Origin of the sequence: Methylobacterium mesophilicum (assembly GCF_022179445.1) — a bacterium.
GTDB classification, from domain to species: Bacteria; Pseudomonadota; Alphaproteobacteria; order Rhizobiales; family Beijerinckiaceae; genus Methylobacterium; species Methylobacterium mesophilicum.
The window spans coordinates 20,170-34,043 of the sequence record NZ_BPQU01000042.1 but is presented as its reverse complement, the minus strand read 5'-3'; the positions used below and the strand labels follow the sequence as shown (position 1 = coordinate 34,043).

General features: G+C 70.5%; 11 protein-coding genes and 2 tRNA genes. 5 read left to right on the top strand and 8 right to left on the bottom strand.

What is annotated here, in order from left to right; all coding sequences use genetic code 11:
- Nucleotides 1–395: 395 nt before the first annotated feature.
- The 6 genes from MFF40_RS25610 to mdeB all read right to left on the bottom strand — a co-directional run bounded on the left by MFF40_RS25610 (nucleotide 396) and on the right by mdeB (nucleotide 8,453).
- Nucleotides 396–671, bottom strand: a complete 276-nt coding sequence (locus MFF40_RS25610) for a hypothetical protein (RefSeq protein ID WP_147857441.1) — start codon at nucleotides 669–671, stop codon at nucleotides 396–398.
- 88 nt (nucleotides 672–759) lie between these two features.
- Nucleotides 760–1,170: a DUF2147 domain-containing protein gene (locus MFF40_RS25605; protein WP_238262794.1), complete on the bottom strand. Its 411-nt coding sequence runs from the start codon at nucleotides 1,168–1,170 to the stop codon at nucleotides 760–762.
- 37 nt (nucleotides 1,171–1,207) lie between these two features.
- Nucleotides 1,208–1,885 (bottom strand): hypothetical protein, encoded by a 678-nt coding sequence (locus MFF40_RS25600; protein ID WP_238262792.1) that lies wholly within the window; start codon nucleotides 1,883–1,885, stop codon nucleotides 1,208–1,210.
- Between the two features lie 256 nt (nucleotides 1,886–2,141).
- Nucleotides 2,142–3,824 carry a dihydrolipoyl dehydrogenase gene (gene lpdA / locus MFF40_RS25595; RefSeq protein ID WP_238262790.1) on the bottom strand — a complete coding sequence of 561 codons (1,683 nt, stop codon included), beginning with the start codon at nucleotides 3,822–3,824 and terminating at the stop codon, nucleotides 2,142–2,144.
- A 286-nt stretch (nucleotides 3,825–4,110) separates the two neighbouring features.
- Nucleotides 4,111–5,493 (bottom strand): 2-oxo acid dehydrogenase subunit E2, encoded by a 1,383-nt coding sequence (locus MFF40_RS25590; protein ID WP_238262787.1) that lies wholly within the window; start codon nucleotides 5,491–5,493, stop codon nucleotides 4,111–4,113.
- A gap of 284 nt (nucleotides 5,494–5,777) precedes the next feature.
- A complete protein-coding gene (mdeB, locus tag MFF40_RS25585) occupies nucleotides 5,778–8,453 on the bottom strand; it encodes an alpha-ketoglutarate dehydrogenase (protein ID WP_238262785.1) in 2,676 nt (891 codons plus the stop codon).
- Nucleotides 8,454–8,618: 165 nt separating this feature from the next.
- Here mdeB and MFF40_RS25580 point away from each other — a divergent pair, with 165 nt between their 5' ends.
- On the top strand, nucleotides 8,619–9,107 hold the full coding sequence (locus tag MFF40_RS25580) for an Lrp/AsnC family transcriptional regulator (RefSeq protein WP_007564896.1): 489 nt from the start codon (nucleotides 8,619–8,621) through the stop codon (nucleotides 9,105–9,107).
- Between the two features lie 81 nt (nucleotides 9,108–9,188).
- Here the strand turns inward: MFF40_RS25580 and MFF40_RS25575 are convergent.
- Nucleotides 9,189–9,264 (bottom strand) — tRNA-Ala (locus MFF40_RS25575).
- A 440-nt stretch (nucleotides 9,265–9,704) separates the two neighbouring features.
- Here MFF40_RS25575 and aroA point away from each other — a divergent pair.
- The 3 genes from aroA to MFF40_RS25560 all read left to right on the top strand — a co-directional run bounded on the left by aroA (nucleotide 9,705) and on the right by MFF40_RS25560 (nucleotide 11,868).
- A complete protein-coding gene (aroA, locus tag MFF40_RS25570) occupies nucleotides 9,705–11,054 on the top strand; it encodes a 3-phosphoshikimate 1-carboxyvinyltransferase (RefSeq protein WP_147899427.1) in 1,350 nt (449 codons plus the stop codon).
- Nucleotides 11,055–11,058: 4 nt separating this feature from the next.
- Nucleotides 11,059–11,721, top strand: coding sequence for a (d)CMP kinase (cmk, locus tag MFF40_RS25565; RefSeq protein ID WP_147853283.1), 663 nt, complete (start codon nucleotides 11,059–11,061; stop codon nucleotides 11,719–11,721).
- Between the two features lie 71 nt (nucleotides 11,722–11,792).
- A tRNA-Lys gene (locus MFF40_RS25560) sits at nucleotides 11,793–11,868 on the top strand.
- A gap of 190 nt (nucleotides 11,869–12,058) precedes the next feature.
- Here the strand turns inward: MFF40_RS25560 and MFF40_RS25555 are convergent.
- The gene (locus MFF40_RS25555) at nucleotides 12,059–12,340 is read right to left on the bottom strand and encodes a PilZ domain-containing protein (protein WP_147853282.1); all 282 of its coding nucleotides are present in this window, start codon (nucleotides 12,338–12,340) and stop codon (nucleotides 12,059–12,061) included.
- 503 nt (nucleotides 12,341–12,843) lie between these two features.
- Between MFF40_RS25555 and MFF40_RS25550 the strand changes: the two genes are divergently transcribed.
- The gene (locus MFF40_RS25550) at nucleotides 12,844–13,869 is read left to right on the top strand and encodes a hypothetical protein (RefSeq protein WP_147853281.1); all 1,026 of its coding nucleotides are present in this window, start codon (nucleotides 12,844–12,846) and stop codon (nucleotides 13,867–13,869) included.
- The last annotated feature ends 5 nt before the right edge of the window (nucleotides 13,870–13,874 follow it).

Sequence of the window (13,874 nt, the reverse complement as noted above, 5' to 3'; positions counted from 1 at the left end):
CGACCCCTGCTGACGCAGGGGCCACCCTCCCCCGCAGAGGGGGGAGGGAAGGCGCGGGGTCGTTCTGGAGTGCCATACCCGTCGATCGGACGGTGATCCCAAACGCGAAATGTGAATCCGCTGGCCCGCTCGGGAGAGGGGACCCGCGCCTCCTGCGCCAGCGGCAGAACCACGACTCTGACCGAAACGGGTGTCGGCGGTAGCCACAAGGGGGAGGAGCGCGCTTCGCCGAAGACGACGTGCGCACGGCGTAGGGATGAGGTGAAAGGTTTGGATATCCGCCGGTCGGCCGCGACCTCACCGTCATTGTAGGCGCGGCGAAGGGACCCAAGGCCGCGCGCGATGGCAACCTCGCCCCAAACGCAAAACCTGCGTCCGGGGCGAAGTGATGCGTCCTACTTCCCGCCGCCGCCGCCCTGGGGGGCGACCTGCGAGGGCTGGTTGGCGTTGCCGGCCGCGGCGGAATCGTTGGAGATCGAGTCCGCCGGCCGTCCCGTCGGCGAGTAGGTGAGGGCGCCCTCGGCACCGGTGGCGTTCGATTGCGGCGTCACCACCCCGGGGGCGCCGGGCGGCACGACCACCACGGTGCCGGTGGGGGATTCGATCACTTGGGCGGAGGCCGGTCCGACCAAACAGGTCGCGAGGGCGGCGGCGAGAATCATCCGGGTCATGAAGGTTCCTGTCTCTGTGGAGAAGGAAGCTTCGGTCGTGCGCAATTGATCCGTCGCGGGACCGCGACTGCGTCACCGTGAGCGCGGGTCAGTTCACCCGCGTCCAGGTCTGGCGCTTGCAGAACACGCTCATCACGCAGCCCGAGACTTCGAGGGCGTTCGGGCCGGTCAGCCGCAGCGCGCCGGAATAGGTCTTCCCGTCGTTCGGGTTGTAGAGCGAGCCGCTGTAGCCCGATCCGTCCGCCTGGGGGGCGTTGAGGATCTGCACGCCGACGACGCTGCGGCCACGCAGGGCCGGGTCCGGGTTCTTGGCGTCCAGCGCCTTGCCGGGGGCGCTGACGATGGTGCCGCAATAGCCGCCGCCGCAGGGGGTGACCTTCACCCGGGAGCTGCCGGTCTCGGTCAGCCAGAGGCCCGCGGGATCGGCGGCCAGGGCCGGGCCGCCGGCCGCCAGGGCCGCGAGCACTGCCGAGACCGCACGCAAGACCGTACGCCGCATCCTCATCCCTCCCGAACCGAACCTGTGGGACGCCCTCTTACCGCGACGCTTCGGGCAGCGCACCGCCCAGATAGGTCTCGGCGACCTCGCAGAACGGCTGCCCGGCCCCGGTGGAGAGCACCGCGTCGATCTCGAACAGCTTGTCGTCGGGGCCGGGTGCAGCCGGCTGCGCGAAGGGCCGGACCGCGATGGTCTGCCGGGTCGGCTCCAGGGGGCGCACCACCCGGCCGAAGGGCGTGCGGGTACCCTCCAGGGTCGCGTTCATCTCAGGGGTCAGGCGCGCCGGGACGTACCAGTTGTCCGCCTCCGACAGCACCCGGTCGCCGCAGGCCAGCCGGACCCGGCGGTAGCGCACCGGCTCGTCGGGGCCGATCGCGAGGCGGGTGCGCTGGGCGGCGCTGAGGGGCTTGTCGGCCACGTCCATGCGCCGGGCGACGAGGTGCGGGTCGCCGGCGAGCTTGTGGTCGGCGCACCAGCTCTCCAGCGCCAGGGTCGCGCTGTGCGCCGCCAGCACGCGGCCCTGCAGCGCGGTGATCAGCGCGGCCTGCGGCTGGGTCGCGGCCGGAGCCTCCGCGGCGACGGCCGACGGCCTCATCGGAAGGCCTGCCAGCGCCGCCGCGAGGCCGAGATGGAGCGCCCAGTCCCGCCGGACCAGGAAGGCGACGCAGCGCCGGACCGCCCGCGGATCAAGGGCGGCGAAGGTGAGTCTGGGCATCGGGAATCCCCGGAGAGCGTAATTCGGTCCACCGCATCGTCTCGGCCCGAATTCCCCCGGGTGGAGGCGTCCTGTTGGTCTGACGCCGCGTCGGGCGCGTCCGGCCTCGCGGGCGAACGTTTACCCAACCTTGGCCTTTGGGTCGAGGCTAGAGCCGTTCCCGGTCGCGTTGCAACCGGGAACGGCTCTCAGTCTTTGATGCAACGCGTTCGCTTACGCCGAACCGGTATCCACTTCGGCGGCGAGCGCCCGCGTGCTACCGGCGCGCGGGCGGCAGGTCGGTGCAGAGGCCGAGCGCGGCCTCGGCCGCGAGCCCGATGGTCTCGCCGAGCGTCGGGTGCGGGTGGATCGTCCGGCCGATGTCGGTGGCGTCGGCGCCCATCTCGATGGCGAGCACGATCTCGCCGAGCATGTCGCCCGCGCTCGGCCCCACGATGGCGCCGCCGACGATCCGCTTGGTCTCCGGGTCGAACAGCAGCTTGGTCAGGCCGTAATCGGCGCCGTTGGCGATGGCCCGGCCCGAGGCGGCCCAGGGGAAGCGCGCCACCTCGACCGCCCGGCCGGCGGCCTTCGCGGCGGTCTCGGTGAGGCCGGCCCAGGCGATCTCGGGGTCGGTATAGGCCACCGACGGGATCACCGCGGCGTCGAACCCGGCCTTGTGGCCGGCCGCCACCTCGGCGGCGACGTGGCCCTGGTGCACCGCCTTGTGGGCCAGCATGGGCTGCCCGACGAGGTCCCCCACCGCCAGGATGTGCGGCACGCCGGTGCGCATCTGCGAATCCACCGGCACGAAGCCCCGCTCCACCGCGACGCCCGCCGCGTCGAGGCCGAGCGCGTCGCCGTTCGGGCGCCGGCCCGCGGCCTGGAGCACGAGGTCGTACACGACCGGCTCCGCCGCGCCCGCGAGCGTCACGGCGATGCCCTCGGGGGTGGCGGTCGCCGAGACCACCTCGGCGCCGGTCAGGACCCGGTCGAACCGGTGGGCGTTGCGCTTGGTCCAGACCGCCACGAGGTCCCGGTCCACCCCCTCCAGCAGGTTCGGCAGGCGCTCGACCACGTCGACCCGGGCGCCGAGCGCGCTGTACACGGTGGCCATCTCCAGGCCGATGATGCCGCCGCCGATCACCAGCAGGCGGCGGGGCACGAAGGGCAGCTCCAGGGCCCCCGTGGAGTTCACGACGCGCGGGTCGTCCGGCAGCATCGGCAGGGACACCGGCGACGAGCCCGCCGCCACGATGGCGCTCCGGAACGCGACGGCGCGGCTGCCGCCCGCCTGCAGGGCGACCGAGACCGCGTTCGCACCGGTGAAGCGGGCGGTGCCGCGCACGACCGCGACCTTGCGCTGGCGCGCCATCTGGGTGAGCCCGTCGGTCAGGCGCCGCACGGTGCCGGCCTTGAACGCCCGCAGCTTGTCGAGGTCGATCGTCGGCGCGCCGAAACCGATCCCGTGGGCGGCAAGCCGCCCGGCCTCTTCGGTGACGGCGGCCACGTGCAGCAGCGCCTTCGAGGGGATGCAGCCGACATTCAGGCAGACGCCCCCCAGCGTCGCCTCCCGCTCCACCAGGATCACGGTCTGCCCGAGATCCGCGGCCCGGAACGCCGCCGCATAGCCGCCGGGCCCGCCGCCGATCACCAGGACGTCGCAGGATTCCTCCGCCGGCGCGACCGCAGACGCCCCCACGGGCGCCGTATCCGCCGTCTCCACGGCCACGCGGGCGATCAGGGTGCCGGCCGAGACGGTGTCGCCGAGGCCGACCAGCATCTCGACCAAGCGGCCGCCGACCGGGGCGGGGATGTCGAGGGTCGCCTTGTCGGATTCGACGATGAGCAGGGTCTGGTCGCGGGCGATTGTCTCCCCCGGCGCCACCGGGATCTCGATGACCGGCACGCCGGAAAAGTCGCCGATATCGGGGACGCAGATCTCGCGGGTCTCGGGCATGGCGGCGGCGATCACAGTCTGTTGGGATGGGCGGTAGGCATCGAGGATGGCAGGGCCTTCTAGCCCCGACAGAGGCCAAGGTGGTGCGACCACGTCTCTCCGCAGGCGCGACGCGCCCCCTCTCCCGTGCGGGAGAGGGCTGGGGTGAGGGGCCAGGTCTTTCCGGATACGGCGCATCCCTCACCCTGTCCCTCCCCCGCACGGGAGAGGGGACCTGCGCTCGGTCCGGCGATGTGCCGATCCGCGAGCCCGCACAGGGAGGCGCGTCGCATACCCGTCGTCGCCGTCACAGCAGCGCCCGGCGCAGGTCCGACAGGACCGACGCGATGTGGCCGAGGAAGCGGGCGGCGGCGACGCCGTCCACGACCCGGTGGTCCCAGGACAGGCTGAGCGGCAGGATCAGGCGCGGCTGGAACGCCTTGCCGTCCCAGACCGCCTCCGTGCGCGAGCGCGCCGCGCCCAGGATCGCGACCTCGGGGGCGTTGATGATCGGGGTGAAGCCGTCGCCGCCGATGCCGCCGAGCGACGACACCGAGAAGCACCCGCCCTGCATCTCCGAACCCGAGAGGCTGCCGGCCCGGGCCTTGTCGGCGAGCGCCGCCATCTCGGTGGCGATCTCGATCAGGCCCTTGCGGTCGCAGTCGCGCACCACCGGCACCATCAGGCCCTTCGGGGTGTCCACCGCGAAGCCGACATGGACGTAGTCCTTGAGGACCAGGTCGGAGCCTTCCAGCGAGGTGTTGAAGCGCGGATAGGCCCGCAGCGCGAGGGCGGCGGCCTTGATCAGGAAGGCCACCATGGTGACCCGCGCCGGCGGCGTCCGCGTCTCCGCGTTGAGCCCGACCCGGAACGCCTCGATCTCGGTGACGTCGGCCCGGTCGAAGTTGGTCACGTGCGGGATGGTCAGCCAGTTGCGGCTGAGGTTGGCCCCGGAGATCGTCTGGATCCGCGACAGGGGCTCCCGCCGCACCGGGCCGAACTTTTCGTAATCCACCTGCGGCCAGGGCGGCAGGCCCGCGCCGATGCCCGAGGGGGCGGCCGGCGCCTGGGCCGGGGCCTGGAGCGCCGCCTTGACGAAGGCGTGCAGGTCCTCCCGCAGGATCCGCCCCTTGGGGCCGGTGGCGGGCACGCGGTCGAGGGTGATCCCGAGTTCGCGGGCGAGCTGACGCACCGACGGGCTGGCGTGGACGTCGCCGGTGGGGGCGGTGCTTTGGTTGTCACGCGCAACTGCAACGCGCGCGCTCCCTCCCCCCTCTGCGGGGGAGGGTGGCCCCCGAAGGGGGTCGGGAGAGGGGAGCGCCGTATCCGGAAGAGTGGCGACAGGTGTGAAACCCGCCCCGTCGCGCTGCCCCTCTCCCCCCCTGCTTCGCAGGGTACCCTCCCCCGCAGAGGGGGGAGGGAGAGGCGCGTCGGCCGCCTCGCCGCCCTCCGCAGGCTCGACCACAAGGATCGGCGTGCCCTCCGAGACCTTCGATCCGATCCCGACCAGCAATTCCCGCACGGTGCCGGCAACCGGGGAGGGGACCTCCATGGTCGCCTTGTCGGATTCGATGCTGAGGATCAGGTCGTCCACGGCGAGGCGGTCGCCCGGCTTCACCAGGAGTTCGATCACCGGCACGTCCCGGTAATCGCCGATATCCGGGAGGGCGATCTGCAGCGCGGCGCTCATGCGGGCGGGTTTCCGTGGCTTGTCGTGGGCGGACTGGTTTTTGGTGGGGCGAGGTCCGGGGTGGGCCTCGCGACGCGTGTGCGCCGTGGCTCTCTCGCTCCGTCATTCCGGGGCTCGCCGCAGGCGAGAGCCCGGAATCCAGAACCACAGGTGATGGCCGAAGGGACGGAAACGTCCGTTCCGCATTCGCAAGCTCGGCGGTTCTGGATTCCGGGTTCCGCTGCGCGGCCCCGGAATGACGGCGCGCCGTGTTGAGACCACGCGTCCACGGACAGTAACCGATCCTAGATCGTCCAGGGCGCTGGCGTGTCCGCGTCGATCCCATAGCGCCGGATCGCCTCGGCGACCGTGGCGCGCGGCACCGTGCCGGCCTCGGCCAGCGCGTGCAGGGCGGCCACCACCACGTGCTGCCGGTCCACCTCGAAGAAGCGGCGGAGCGCGTTGCGCGTGTCGCTGCGGCCGAACCCGTCGGTGCCGAGGGTCACGAACCGGGCGCCGACATAGGAGGCGATCAGCTGCGGGTAGGCGCGGACGTAGTCGGTCGCCGCCACGACCGGCGTCGCGCCCGGCAGCAGCGCCGCCACGTGGCTCACCGGCGCCTCGACCTCCGGGTGGAGCATCGCCCGGCGCTCGGCCTCTCGCGCGTCGCGTGCCAACTCGCTGAAGCTGGTGACGCTGAACAGCTCGGCGGCAATGCCCCAATCCTGCGCCAGCAGGGCGGCGGCCGCGATCACCTCGGGCAGGATCGCGCCCGAGCCGAGGAGGCGCACCGCGGCCGCGCCGGATTCCGGACCCCCAAGGCGGTACATCCCCTTCAGGATGCCCTCTTTCGCGCCTGCCGGCATCGACGGCTGGGCGTAGTTCTCGTTCATGGCGGTGAGGTAGTAGAAGGCGTCTTCGCCCTCTTCCATCATCGCCCGGGCGCCGCGATCGACGATCACCGCCATCTCGTAGGCGAAGGCCGGATCGTAGGCCCGGCAGTTCGGGATGCCGGCGGCGGCGAGGTGGCTCGACCCGTCCTGGTGCTGCAGGCCCTCGCCGCCAAGCGTCGTGCGGCCGGCCGTGGCGCCGATCAGAAAACCGCGCGCCCGCTGGTCGGCCGCCGCCCAGATCAGGTCGCCGACCCGCTGGAAGCCGAACATCGAGTAGTAGATGTAGAACGGCAGCATCGACAGGCCGTGGACGCTGTAGGCGGTGGCCGCCGCGGTCCAGGACGAGATCGCCCCGGCCTCGGTGATGCCTTCCTCCAAGAGCTGCCCGTCGCGCGCCTCGCGGTAATAGAGCATCGAGCCGGCATCCTCGGGCTCGTAGAGCTGCCCCTCGGGGGCGTAGATCCCGACCTGCCGGAACAGGTTGGCCATGCCGAAGGTGCGCGCCTCGTCGGCGACGATCGGGACGACGCGCGGCCCGAGATCCTTGTGCTTCAGCAGGTTGCCGAACAGCCGGACCACCGCCGTGGTGGTCGACATCTCCTTGCCGGCCGCCTCCAGGGCGAAGCCCGCATAGGTCGAGAGCGGCGGCACCGCCACGGTCGGCGCGGTCCGGCGGCGGGCCGGCAGGACGCCGCCCAGCATCTCGCGGCGCTCGCGCAGGTAGCGCATCTCGGCGCCGTCCTCGGCCGGCTTGTAGAAGGACAGGCCTTCCACCTGCGCGTCGGAGAGCGGCAGGGCGAAGCGGTCGCGGAAGGCGCGCAGCGCATCGACGTCGAGCTTCTTCGCCTGGTGGGCGGTCATGCGCGACTCGCCCGCGCCGCCCATGCCGTAGCCCTTCTTGGTCTTGGCCAGGATGACGGTCGGACGGCCCTTGGTGGCCTTGGCGGCGGCGAAGGCCGCGTAGAGCTTGCGGAAATCGTGGCCGCCGCGCTTCAGCTTGTCCACGTCGGCATCCGACATGTGCGCGACGAGTTCGCGGACCTCCTCGTCCTCCCCGAAGAAGTGGGCGAGGTTGTAGGCGCCGTCCTTGGCGCCGAGCGTCTGGTACTTGCCGTCCACGGTGTCGGCGAAGCGGCGGAGCAGGGCGTGGTTGGTGTCGCGGGCGAAGATCCCGTCCCACTCGGAGCCCCACAGCACCTTGATGACGTTCCAGCCCGCGCCCCGGAACAGGCTCTCCAGCTCCTGGATGATCTGGCCGTTGCCGCGCACAGGTCCGTCCAACCGCTGCAGGTTGCAGTTGATGACGAAGGTGAGGTTGTCGAGCTTCTCCCGGGCGGCGAGCGCCAGGCCGCCGATCGATTCCGGCTCGTCCATCTCGCCGTCGCCAAACACGCCCCAGACGTGCCGGGCGGAGGTGTCGGCCAGCCCCCGGTGGCCGAGATAGCGCATGAACCGCGCCTGGTAGACGGCGTGGATCGGGCCGATGCCCATCGAGCCGGTGGGGACCTGCCAGAAATCCGGCATCAGCCAGGGATGCGGATAGGAGCACAGCCCGTCGCCGGCGATCTCCTGGCGGTAATGCTTCAGCTGCTCCTCGGAGAGCCGCCCCTCCAGGAAGGCGCGGGCGTAGACGCCCGGCGCCGAGTGCGGCTGGAAGTAGACGAGGTCGCCGTCCGGGCCGCCCTTGAAGAAGTGGTTGAACCCGACCTCGAACAGCTCCGCCGCCGAGGCGTAGCTCGCCACGTGCCCGCCGAGCTCGCCATAGGCCATGTTGGCCCGCACCACCATGGCCAGCGCGTTCCAGCGCATGATCGAGGTGAGCCGTTCCTCGATGTCGAGGTCGCCCGGGTAGCGCGGCTGCTTCTCCAAGGCGATGGTGTTGCGGTAGGGCGAGTAGGGCAGGGCCTCGTCGAGGATGCCGATCTCCTTCGAGCGCCGCTCCAGCCGGTCGAGGATGAACCGCGCCCGGGCCGCGCCCTCAGTGCGGAACAGCGATTCGAGGGCGGCCAGCCAATCCTGGGTCTCGGCCGGATCGTGATCGACCTCGGCGGACCGCGCGATCGTCGTCCTCGGCGGTATGGCGTTCATCGGTGCGGCTCCCGGTTTTGACAGAAGCATACGGGCTTCGCGGCGGCGGGATGTGCCGGATTTTTGTTATCGAGGGCCGATGATTGGCATATTGTGCCGGATCGGCGGGTCGAGGCGGTCGATCGTACCGATCGTCATGCCCACGGCAAACCGGAGAACAAAAAAATGGTCTCCCGACCGGCCCATCTCGACGCCGCCTCCTTGCGCATCCTCGAACGCCTGCAGCAGGACAGCGAGATCAGCATCGCCGACCTCGCCGAGCAGGTCGGGCTCTCCACCTCGCCGTGCTGGCGCCGGGTCAACGACCTGAAGGAGGCCGGGATCATCCGGGGCTGCGTCGCGGTGGTCGACCCGATGAGCCTCGGCCTCGCCGTGAACGTCTTCGTCCACGTCTCCCTGGAAAAGCAGACCCAGGCGGCTCTCCAGGCCTTCGACGAGGCGGTCCGCAGCCGCCCGGAGGTGATGGAATGCTACCTGATGAGCGGCGAGGCCGACTACATGCTGCGGGTGGTGGTGGAGGATCTCGGCCAGTACCAGCGCCTGGTGCTGGACCACCTCACCCGCATTCCGGGCGTGGCCAACATCCGCTCCAGCTTCGCGCTGGGTCAGGTGAAGTACACGACGGCGTTGCCGCTCGGGCACCTGACCCGGTGAGCCGGTCGTTCTCTGGATAAGGTATTGTCAGATCGCCCAGCGGAGCCGGCCTGAACCGGCGGCGTCACGCTGAAGAAAGAATGGTGGAGCCTAACGGGATCGAACCGATGACCTCTTCCATGCCATGGAAGCGCTCTCCCAGCTGAGCTAAGGCCCCACTTGTCCGCCGCGGTTTGGGTCCCGCAGGGTCTCGCCGACCGGCTGGCGTCCGGCGAGGCCGGTTCTATAGGCGGCTCTTTCCGCGGACTCAACCCCCTTTTTCGGGATTCTTCGTCGAAACGCCGACCCGCTCGGACCCTCCGCGGACTCTTCGTCAACTCTTCGAAGTCTGGGTGCCGGAACGGGTCAGATTTCTTCGTCAATCTCGCGATCGCGGCCGACGATCGGAAGACGGGCCCGATGGTCGCTGTCCCAGACCGTTGTCGATCGACCCGCCACCGGCCGGATCCGAAGCGCCGCCGACCGGGCCCGCCGGATGACGCGGGCCGGTGCGCGTGTTAACCGCGCCGCCAGTTCACGGTCCGATTGCAGCTCCGCGGCGCCCCCGCGCGACGCGCCGGATCCCGTCCCACCCAGAGATTCCCGAACGGATCCCCCGTGTCGCACGACTCGCCTCCCCAGCCCCTCACCGCCGCACCGGGCAGCCCGCTCAAGGGGCGCCTGCGCCCCCCGGGCGACAAGTCGATCTCCCACCGGGCCATGATCCTCGGGCTGCTGAGCCAGGGCGAGACCCGGGTCGAGGGCCTGCTCGAAGGTGACGACGTGCTGCGCACCGCCGCCGCCGCGAAGGCGCTGGGCGCCAAGATCGAGCGTCTCGGCGAAGGGCGCTGGATCGTGCGCGGCGTCGGCATCGGCGGCCTCACGGACCCGGCCGACGTGCTCGATTTCGGCAACGCCGGCACCGGCTCGCGGCTGATGATGGGCGTGGTGGGCGGCCAGCCGGTCACCGCGACCTTCGACGGCGACGCCTCCCTCCGCTCGCGCCCGATGCGCCGCATCCTCGATCCGCTGACCCGCATGGGCGCGCAGGTCCTGTCCGAGGCCGAGGGCGGGCGCGTGCCGCTGACCCTGCGCGGCCTCAACGAGGCGATCCCGATCACCTACGAGACCCCGGCCGCCTCGGCGCAGATCAAGTCCGCGGTGCTGCTCGCCGGCCTGAACGCCCCCGGCACCACCACGGTAATCGAGGCGGCCGCCACCCGCGACCACACCGAGCGGATGCTGCGCCTGTTCGGCGCCCAGGTCCGCGTCGAGCCGCACGGCCCCGACGGCCACGGCCGCAAGGTGTCGCTCACCGGGCAGCCGACCCTGCGCGGGACCGACGTGGTGGTCCCGGCCGATCCGTCCTCGGCGGCGTTCCCCCTGGTGGCGGCCCTGATCGTGCCGGGCTCCGACGTGGTGATCGAGGGCGTGATGATGAACCCGCTGCGGACCGGGCTGATCACCACCCTGCTGGAGATGGGCGCGCAGATCGAGCGCGTCGCCGAGCGGGAGGAGGGCGGCGAGACCGTCGCCGACCTGCGCGTGCGCGCGAGCCGCCTTACAGGCGTCGACGTCCCGGCCGAGCGCGCGCCCGCGATGATCGACGAGTACCCGGTGCTGGCGGTGGCAGCGAGCTTCGCCGAAGGCCGCACCCGGATGAACGGCCTGCACGAATTGCGCGTCAAGGAATCCGACCGCCTCGCCGCCGTTGCCGCGGGCCTCGCCGCCAACGGCGTCCGCCACAGCGTGGAAGTTGACGACCTGGTCGTCGAAGGCGACGGCACGGCAGCGCCCGGCGGCGGCACGGTGGCGACCCACCTCGATCACCGGATCGCCATGGCGTTCCTGGTGATGGGGCTCGCTACGAAGGCGCCGGTCTCGGTCGACGATGGCGCGATGATCGCCACGAGCTTCCCGAGCTTTCTGCCGTCCATGCAGGCCCTCGGCGGCCGGATCGGGGCCTGACATCATGCCGCTCGTCATCGCGATCGACGGCCCGGCCGCCTCGGGCAAGGGGACGCTCGCCAAGCGGCTGGCCGACCATTACCGGCTTCCGCACCTCGACACCGGGCTCCTCTACCGCGCCGTGGCGCTGGCCATGATCGATGCCGGCCTGTCCCTGGACGATTCGGAGGCCGCGTCCCGGGCGGCCCACGCCCTCGACGCCGACAGGTTGGACGACCCGCGCCTGCGCGACCGCGCCATGGGCGAGGCGGCCTCGCGGATCTCGGCGGTGCCGGAAGTTCGCGCCGCGCTTTTGGCCTGGCAACGCCGCTTCGCGGCCGATCCCCAGGGCGCCGTGCTGGACGGGCGCGACATCGGCACGGTGGTGTGCCCCGATGCCAGCGTGAAGCTGTTCATCACGGCCTCCTCCGAGGAGCGCGCCCGACGCCGCCACCTCGAACTCAGCGGACGCGGCGAATCCGCGACCTTCGCGGCAATCCTGTCCGACATCGAGGCCCGCGACGCCCGCGACGCCTCCCGGGCCGCCGCGCCGCTGCGCATGGCCGACGACGCGGTCCGACTGGACACCACCACCCTCGACCCGGACGCCGCCTTCAGCCAAGCAAGAGGTATCGTTGAGCGCGCCCGCGGCGATGGAAGCCGAGCGCCACCCACAACCCCGTGTTGACCCCCCGGCCCCGCTCACCTATTGCGAACGCGCCGTCCCCGCGCGGCCGCCGCAGGGCGGTCCCCGGACGCGAGCGCGTAGCTCAGCTGGTAGAGCAACGGACTTTTAATCTGTAGGTCCTGGGTTCGAGTCCCAGCGCGCTCACCACACAATTCACGATGATGAAAACTCGAGCGTGATGGGGTTTCGACTCGAGCCAATTGCGCACGGGTTGGTCGGGCCATCACACGGACGTCAAACGATTAGGGAGCGTAAATAGAATTGCAAAAATGTCTTTGTGCGCGCTTGCTCTGTATTGTGTGATGATTGCGATTCAAAATTTTAGTTCAATCCGCCCTTACACGCAGAACAGTACCCCGGCTGTTCGCTCCTTCCGCCATATCAACTTCACGGCGTAGCGGATCTCGGTATTCGCCAGCACGAGGTCGAATGCGGTCTCCAACGTGACAACCTGGGAGCCGAGGAATTCGAGCATAGCGCCGCCGTCGGAGAGGTTCTGGATCCGGCAGGGAAAGCGCGATCCGTCCGGGTGCTGCGCGAAGGCCAGAAGCGCCGTCGCCTTGCGATCGCTGGCGCGTCGCTCGACGAAGCCGATCGGGGGCCTGGCGGTGCGGGGCATGGCCGGATGACCCTGGAGATCTCGGCCGATCTGCCGCGATGTCAGTAAAAATGCGCCGAAAACACTAATGATCGATTGATCATGGTTGTAACTGTTCGAAAATAAAGTGCCGGGGCGAGCCTCCTAGGCTATGCGCGGACTGGTGCACACGGCCCCCGTCACGAGCGGCGTGTAGCCGGCGATGCGCTGTGGCTGTTACCTAGGCTCGTCTTTGGGCAGTGGCGGACCTTTGCCAGCCTTGATGAAACGGCCGACGAACAACCCGACAGGAATCGACAGTAGGAACCAGTTCCGCAGGAATCGCAGCGACTTCGACATGGGTCGCTCTCCTTATCTCGACGTGTTGCGCATCAGATCACGATGCACTGCGCGACCCAAACGCATGATCCGGCCGCGGCGTTCGAGCCAAGTGCCGGAATTATGGCGTTTCCAATGCTGAACCGGCAGGCTCCGCGCACAACCTCGACACACCCCCGCCCCCAGGGGGCCTCCGGAGACGATCCATGCGCATCCGCCCCCGCCTCACAGCCTTGTCCTGTCTCCTCTGGGCCGTCTGGCCCACCGCCATCCGCGCCGAAGCGCCCGGCGGCGTCCCCATCCTTGCAGCGCCCCCGTCTTGGCCAACGGGGTTCTCCCGCGATGTCCAGGGCACCGGCCTGCCGGGCCTTGATGGCGGCCACGCCTTCCTCTGGAATCGGCCGGGGCGCTTCGATCCCGCTTCGACGTTGCGGGTCGATCGGCACATCCCGGAGGGGTCGGGGGAGCCGGGCCACACCTACAAGGCGCTGTGGGCGCTTGGATCGTCGGGCCCGCAGAATGCTGGCTACGAATGGACGATCACGGGCGAACTGCACAACCGCAGCCTGGCCAGCACCGGAGCGCAGAACGTTGCCGTCAACGGCACGATCTTTAAGGAGCCCAACGGCATCGGACCGGTGGGGCCGTCCTGGGCCGGAAACTTCAACTGCGTAGACATGACCCAGGAGGCCGATCCGGTCGCCTCTTGCATCGGCGCCGAGATCGACGTGTCCGCGCAATCGCCGACGACGGATCGCAATCGCCAACGGGTCGGCCTGCAGATCTCCACGGGCGGCGTCCCGGGCGCCCATACCGGCTACGGCGTCCTGCTGGGCAACCTCCCGGGCTCGGTCACCGACCGCGGTTTCTCGTTCCAGGGGGAGGGCACCTACGGGATCGGGATCGACACCGCGGCCGGCCGTTTCACCGGCGTGCCGATCCTGCTGGGGGCGGGTCAGTCGATCGCGCTCGACGGCAACCGTGATGGTGCCTTCGCGCGCACCTTCGGCTTCGATGGCCGGGATCTGGTCTACGGGACCGGGAACGGTCCCGTGTTCCGGGTGAGCGATGGGGGACGGGTTCAGGCCGCCTCCGTCCGGGAGACGTCACCGAACCCGCCGCGGAGCAGCCGTGAGACCTGCTCGCCGGGCGATCATGCCTGGGACGAGGCGTTCGAGTACCGCTGCGTCGCCGCCAATCGCTGGAAGCGCGCCGCACTCAGCGACTGGTGAGCGCA

Bases quoted from the DNA above. Each gene is read 5' to 3' on its own strand.
- MFF40_RS25610 (WP_147857441.1), bottom strand. From the start codon at position 671: ATGACCCGGATGATTCTCGCCGCCGCCCTCGCGACCTGTTTGGTCGGA.
- MFF40_RS25605 (WP_238262794.1), bottom strand. From the start codon at position 1,170: ATGCGGCGTACGGTCTTGCGTGCGGTCTCGGCAGTGCTCGCGGCCCTG.
- MFF40_RS25600 (WP_238262792.1), bottom strand. From the start codon at position 1,885: ATGCCCAGACTCACCTTCGCCGCCCTTGATCCGCGGGCGGTCCGGCGC.
- lpdA (WP_238262790.1), bottom strand. From the start codon at position 3,824: ATGCCCGAGACCCGCGAGATCTGCGTCCCCGATATCGGCGACTTTTCC.
- MFF40_RS25590 (WP_238262787.1), bottom strand. From the start codon at position 5,493: ATGAGCGCCGCGCTGCAGATCGCCCTCCCGGATATCGGCGATTACCGG.
- mdeB (WP_238262785.1), bottom strand. From the start codon at position 8,453: ATGAACGCCATACCGCCGAGGACGACGATCGCGCGGTCCGCCGAGGTC.
- MFF40_RS25580 (WP_007564896.1), top strand. From the start codon at position 8,619: ATGGTCTCCCGACCGGCCCATCTCGACGCCGCCTCCTTGCGCATCCTC.
- cmk (WP_147853283.1), top strand. From the start codon at position 11,059: ATGCCGCTCGTCATCGCGATCGACGGCCCGGCCGCCTCGGGCAAGGGG.
- MFF40_RS25555 (WP_147853282.1), bottom strand. From the start codon at position 12,340: ATGCCCCGCACCGCCAGGCCCCCGATCGGCTTCGTCGAGCGACGCGCC.
- MFF40_RS25550 (WP_147853281.1), top strand. From the start codon at position 12,844: ATGCGCATCCGCCCCCGCCTCACAGCCTTGTCCTGTCTCCTCTGGGCC.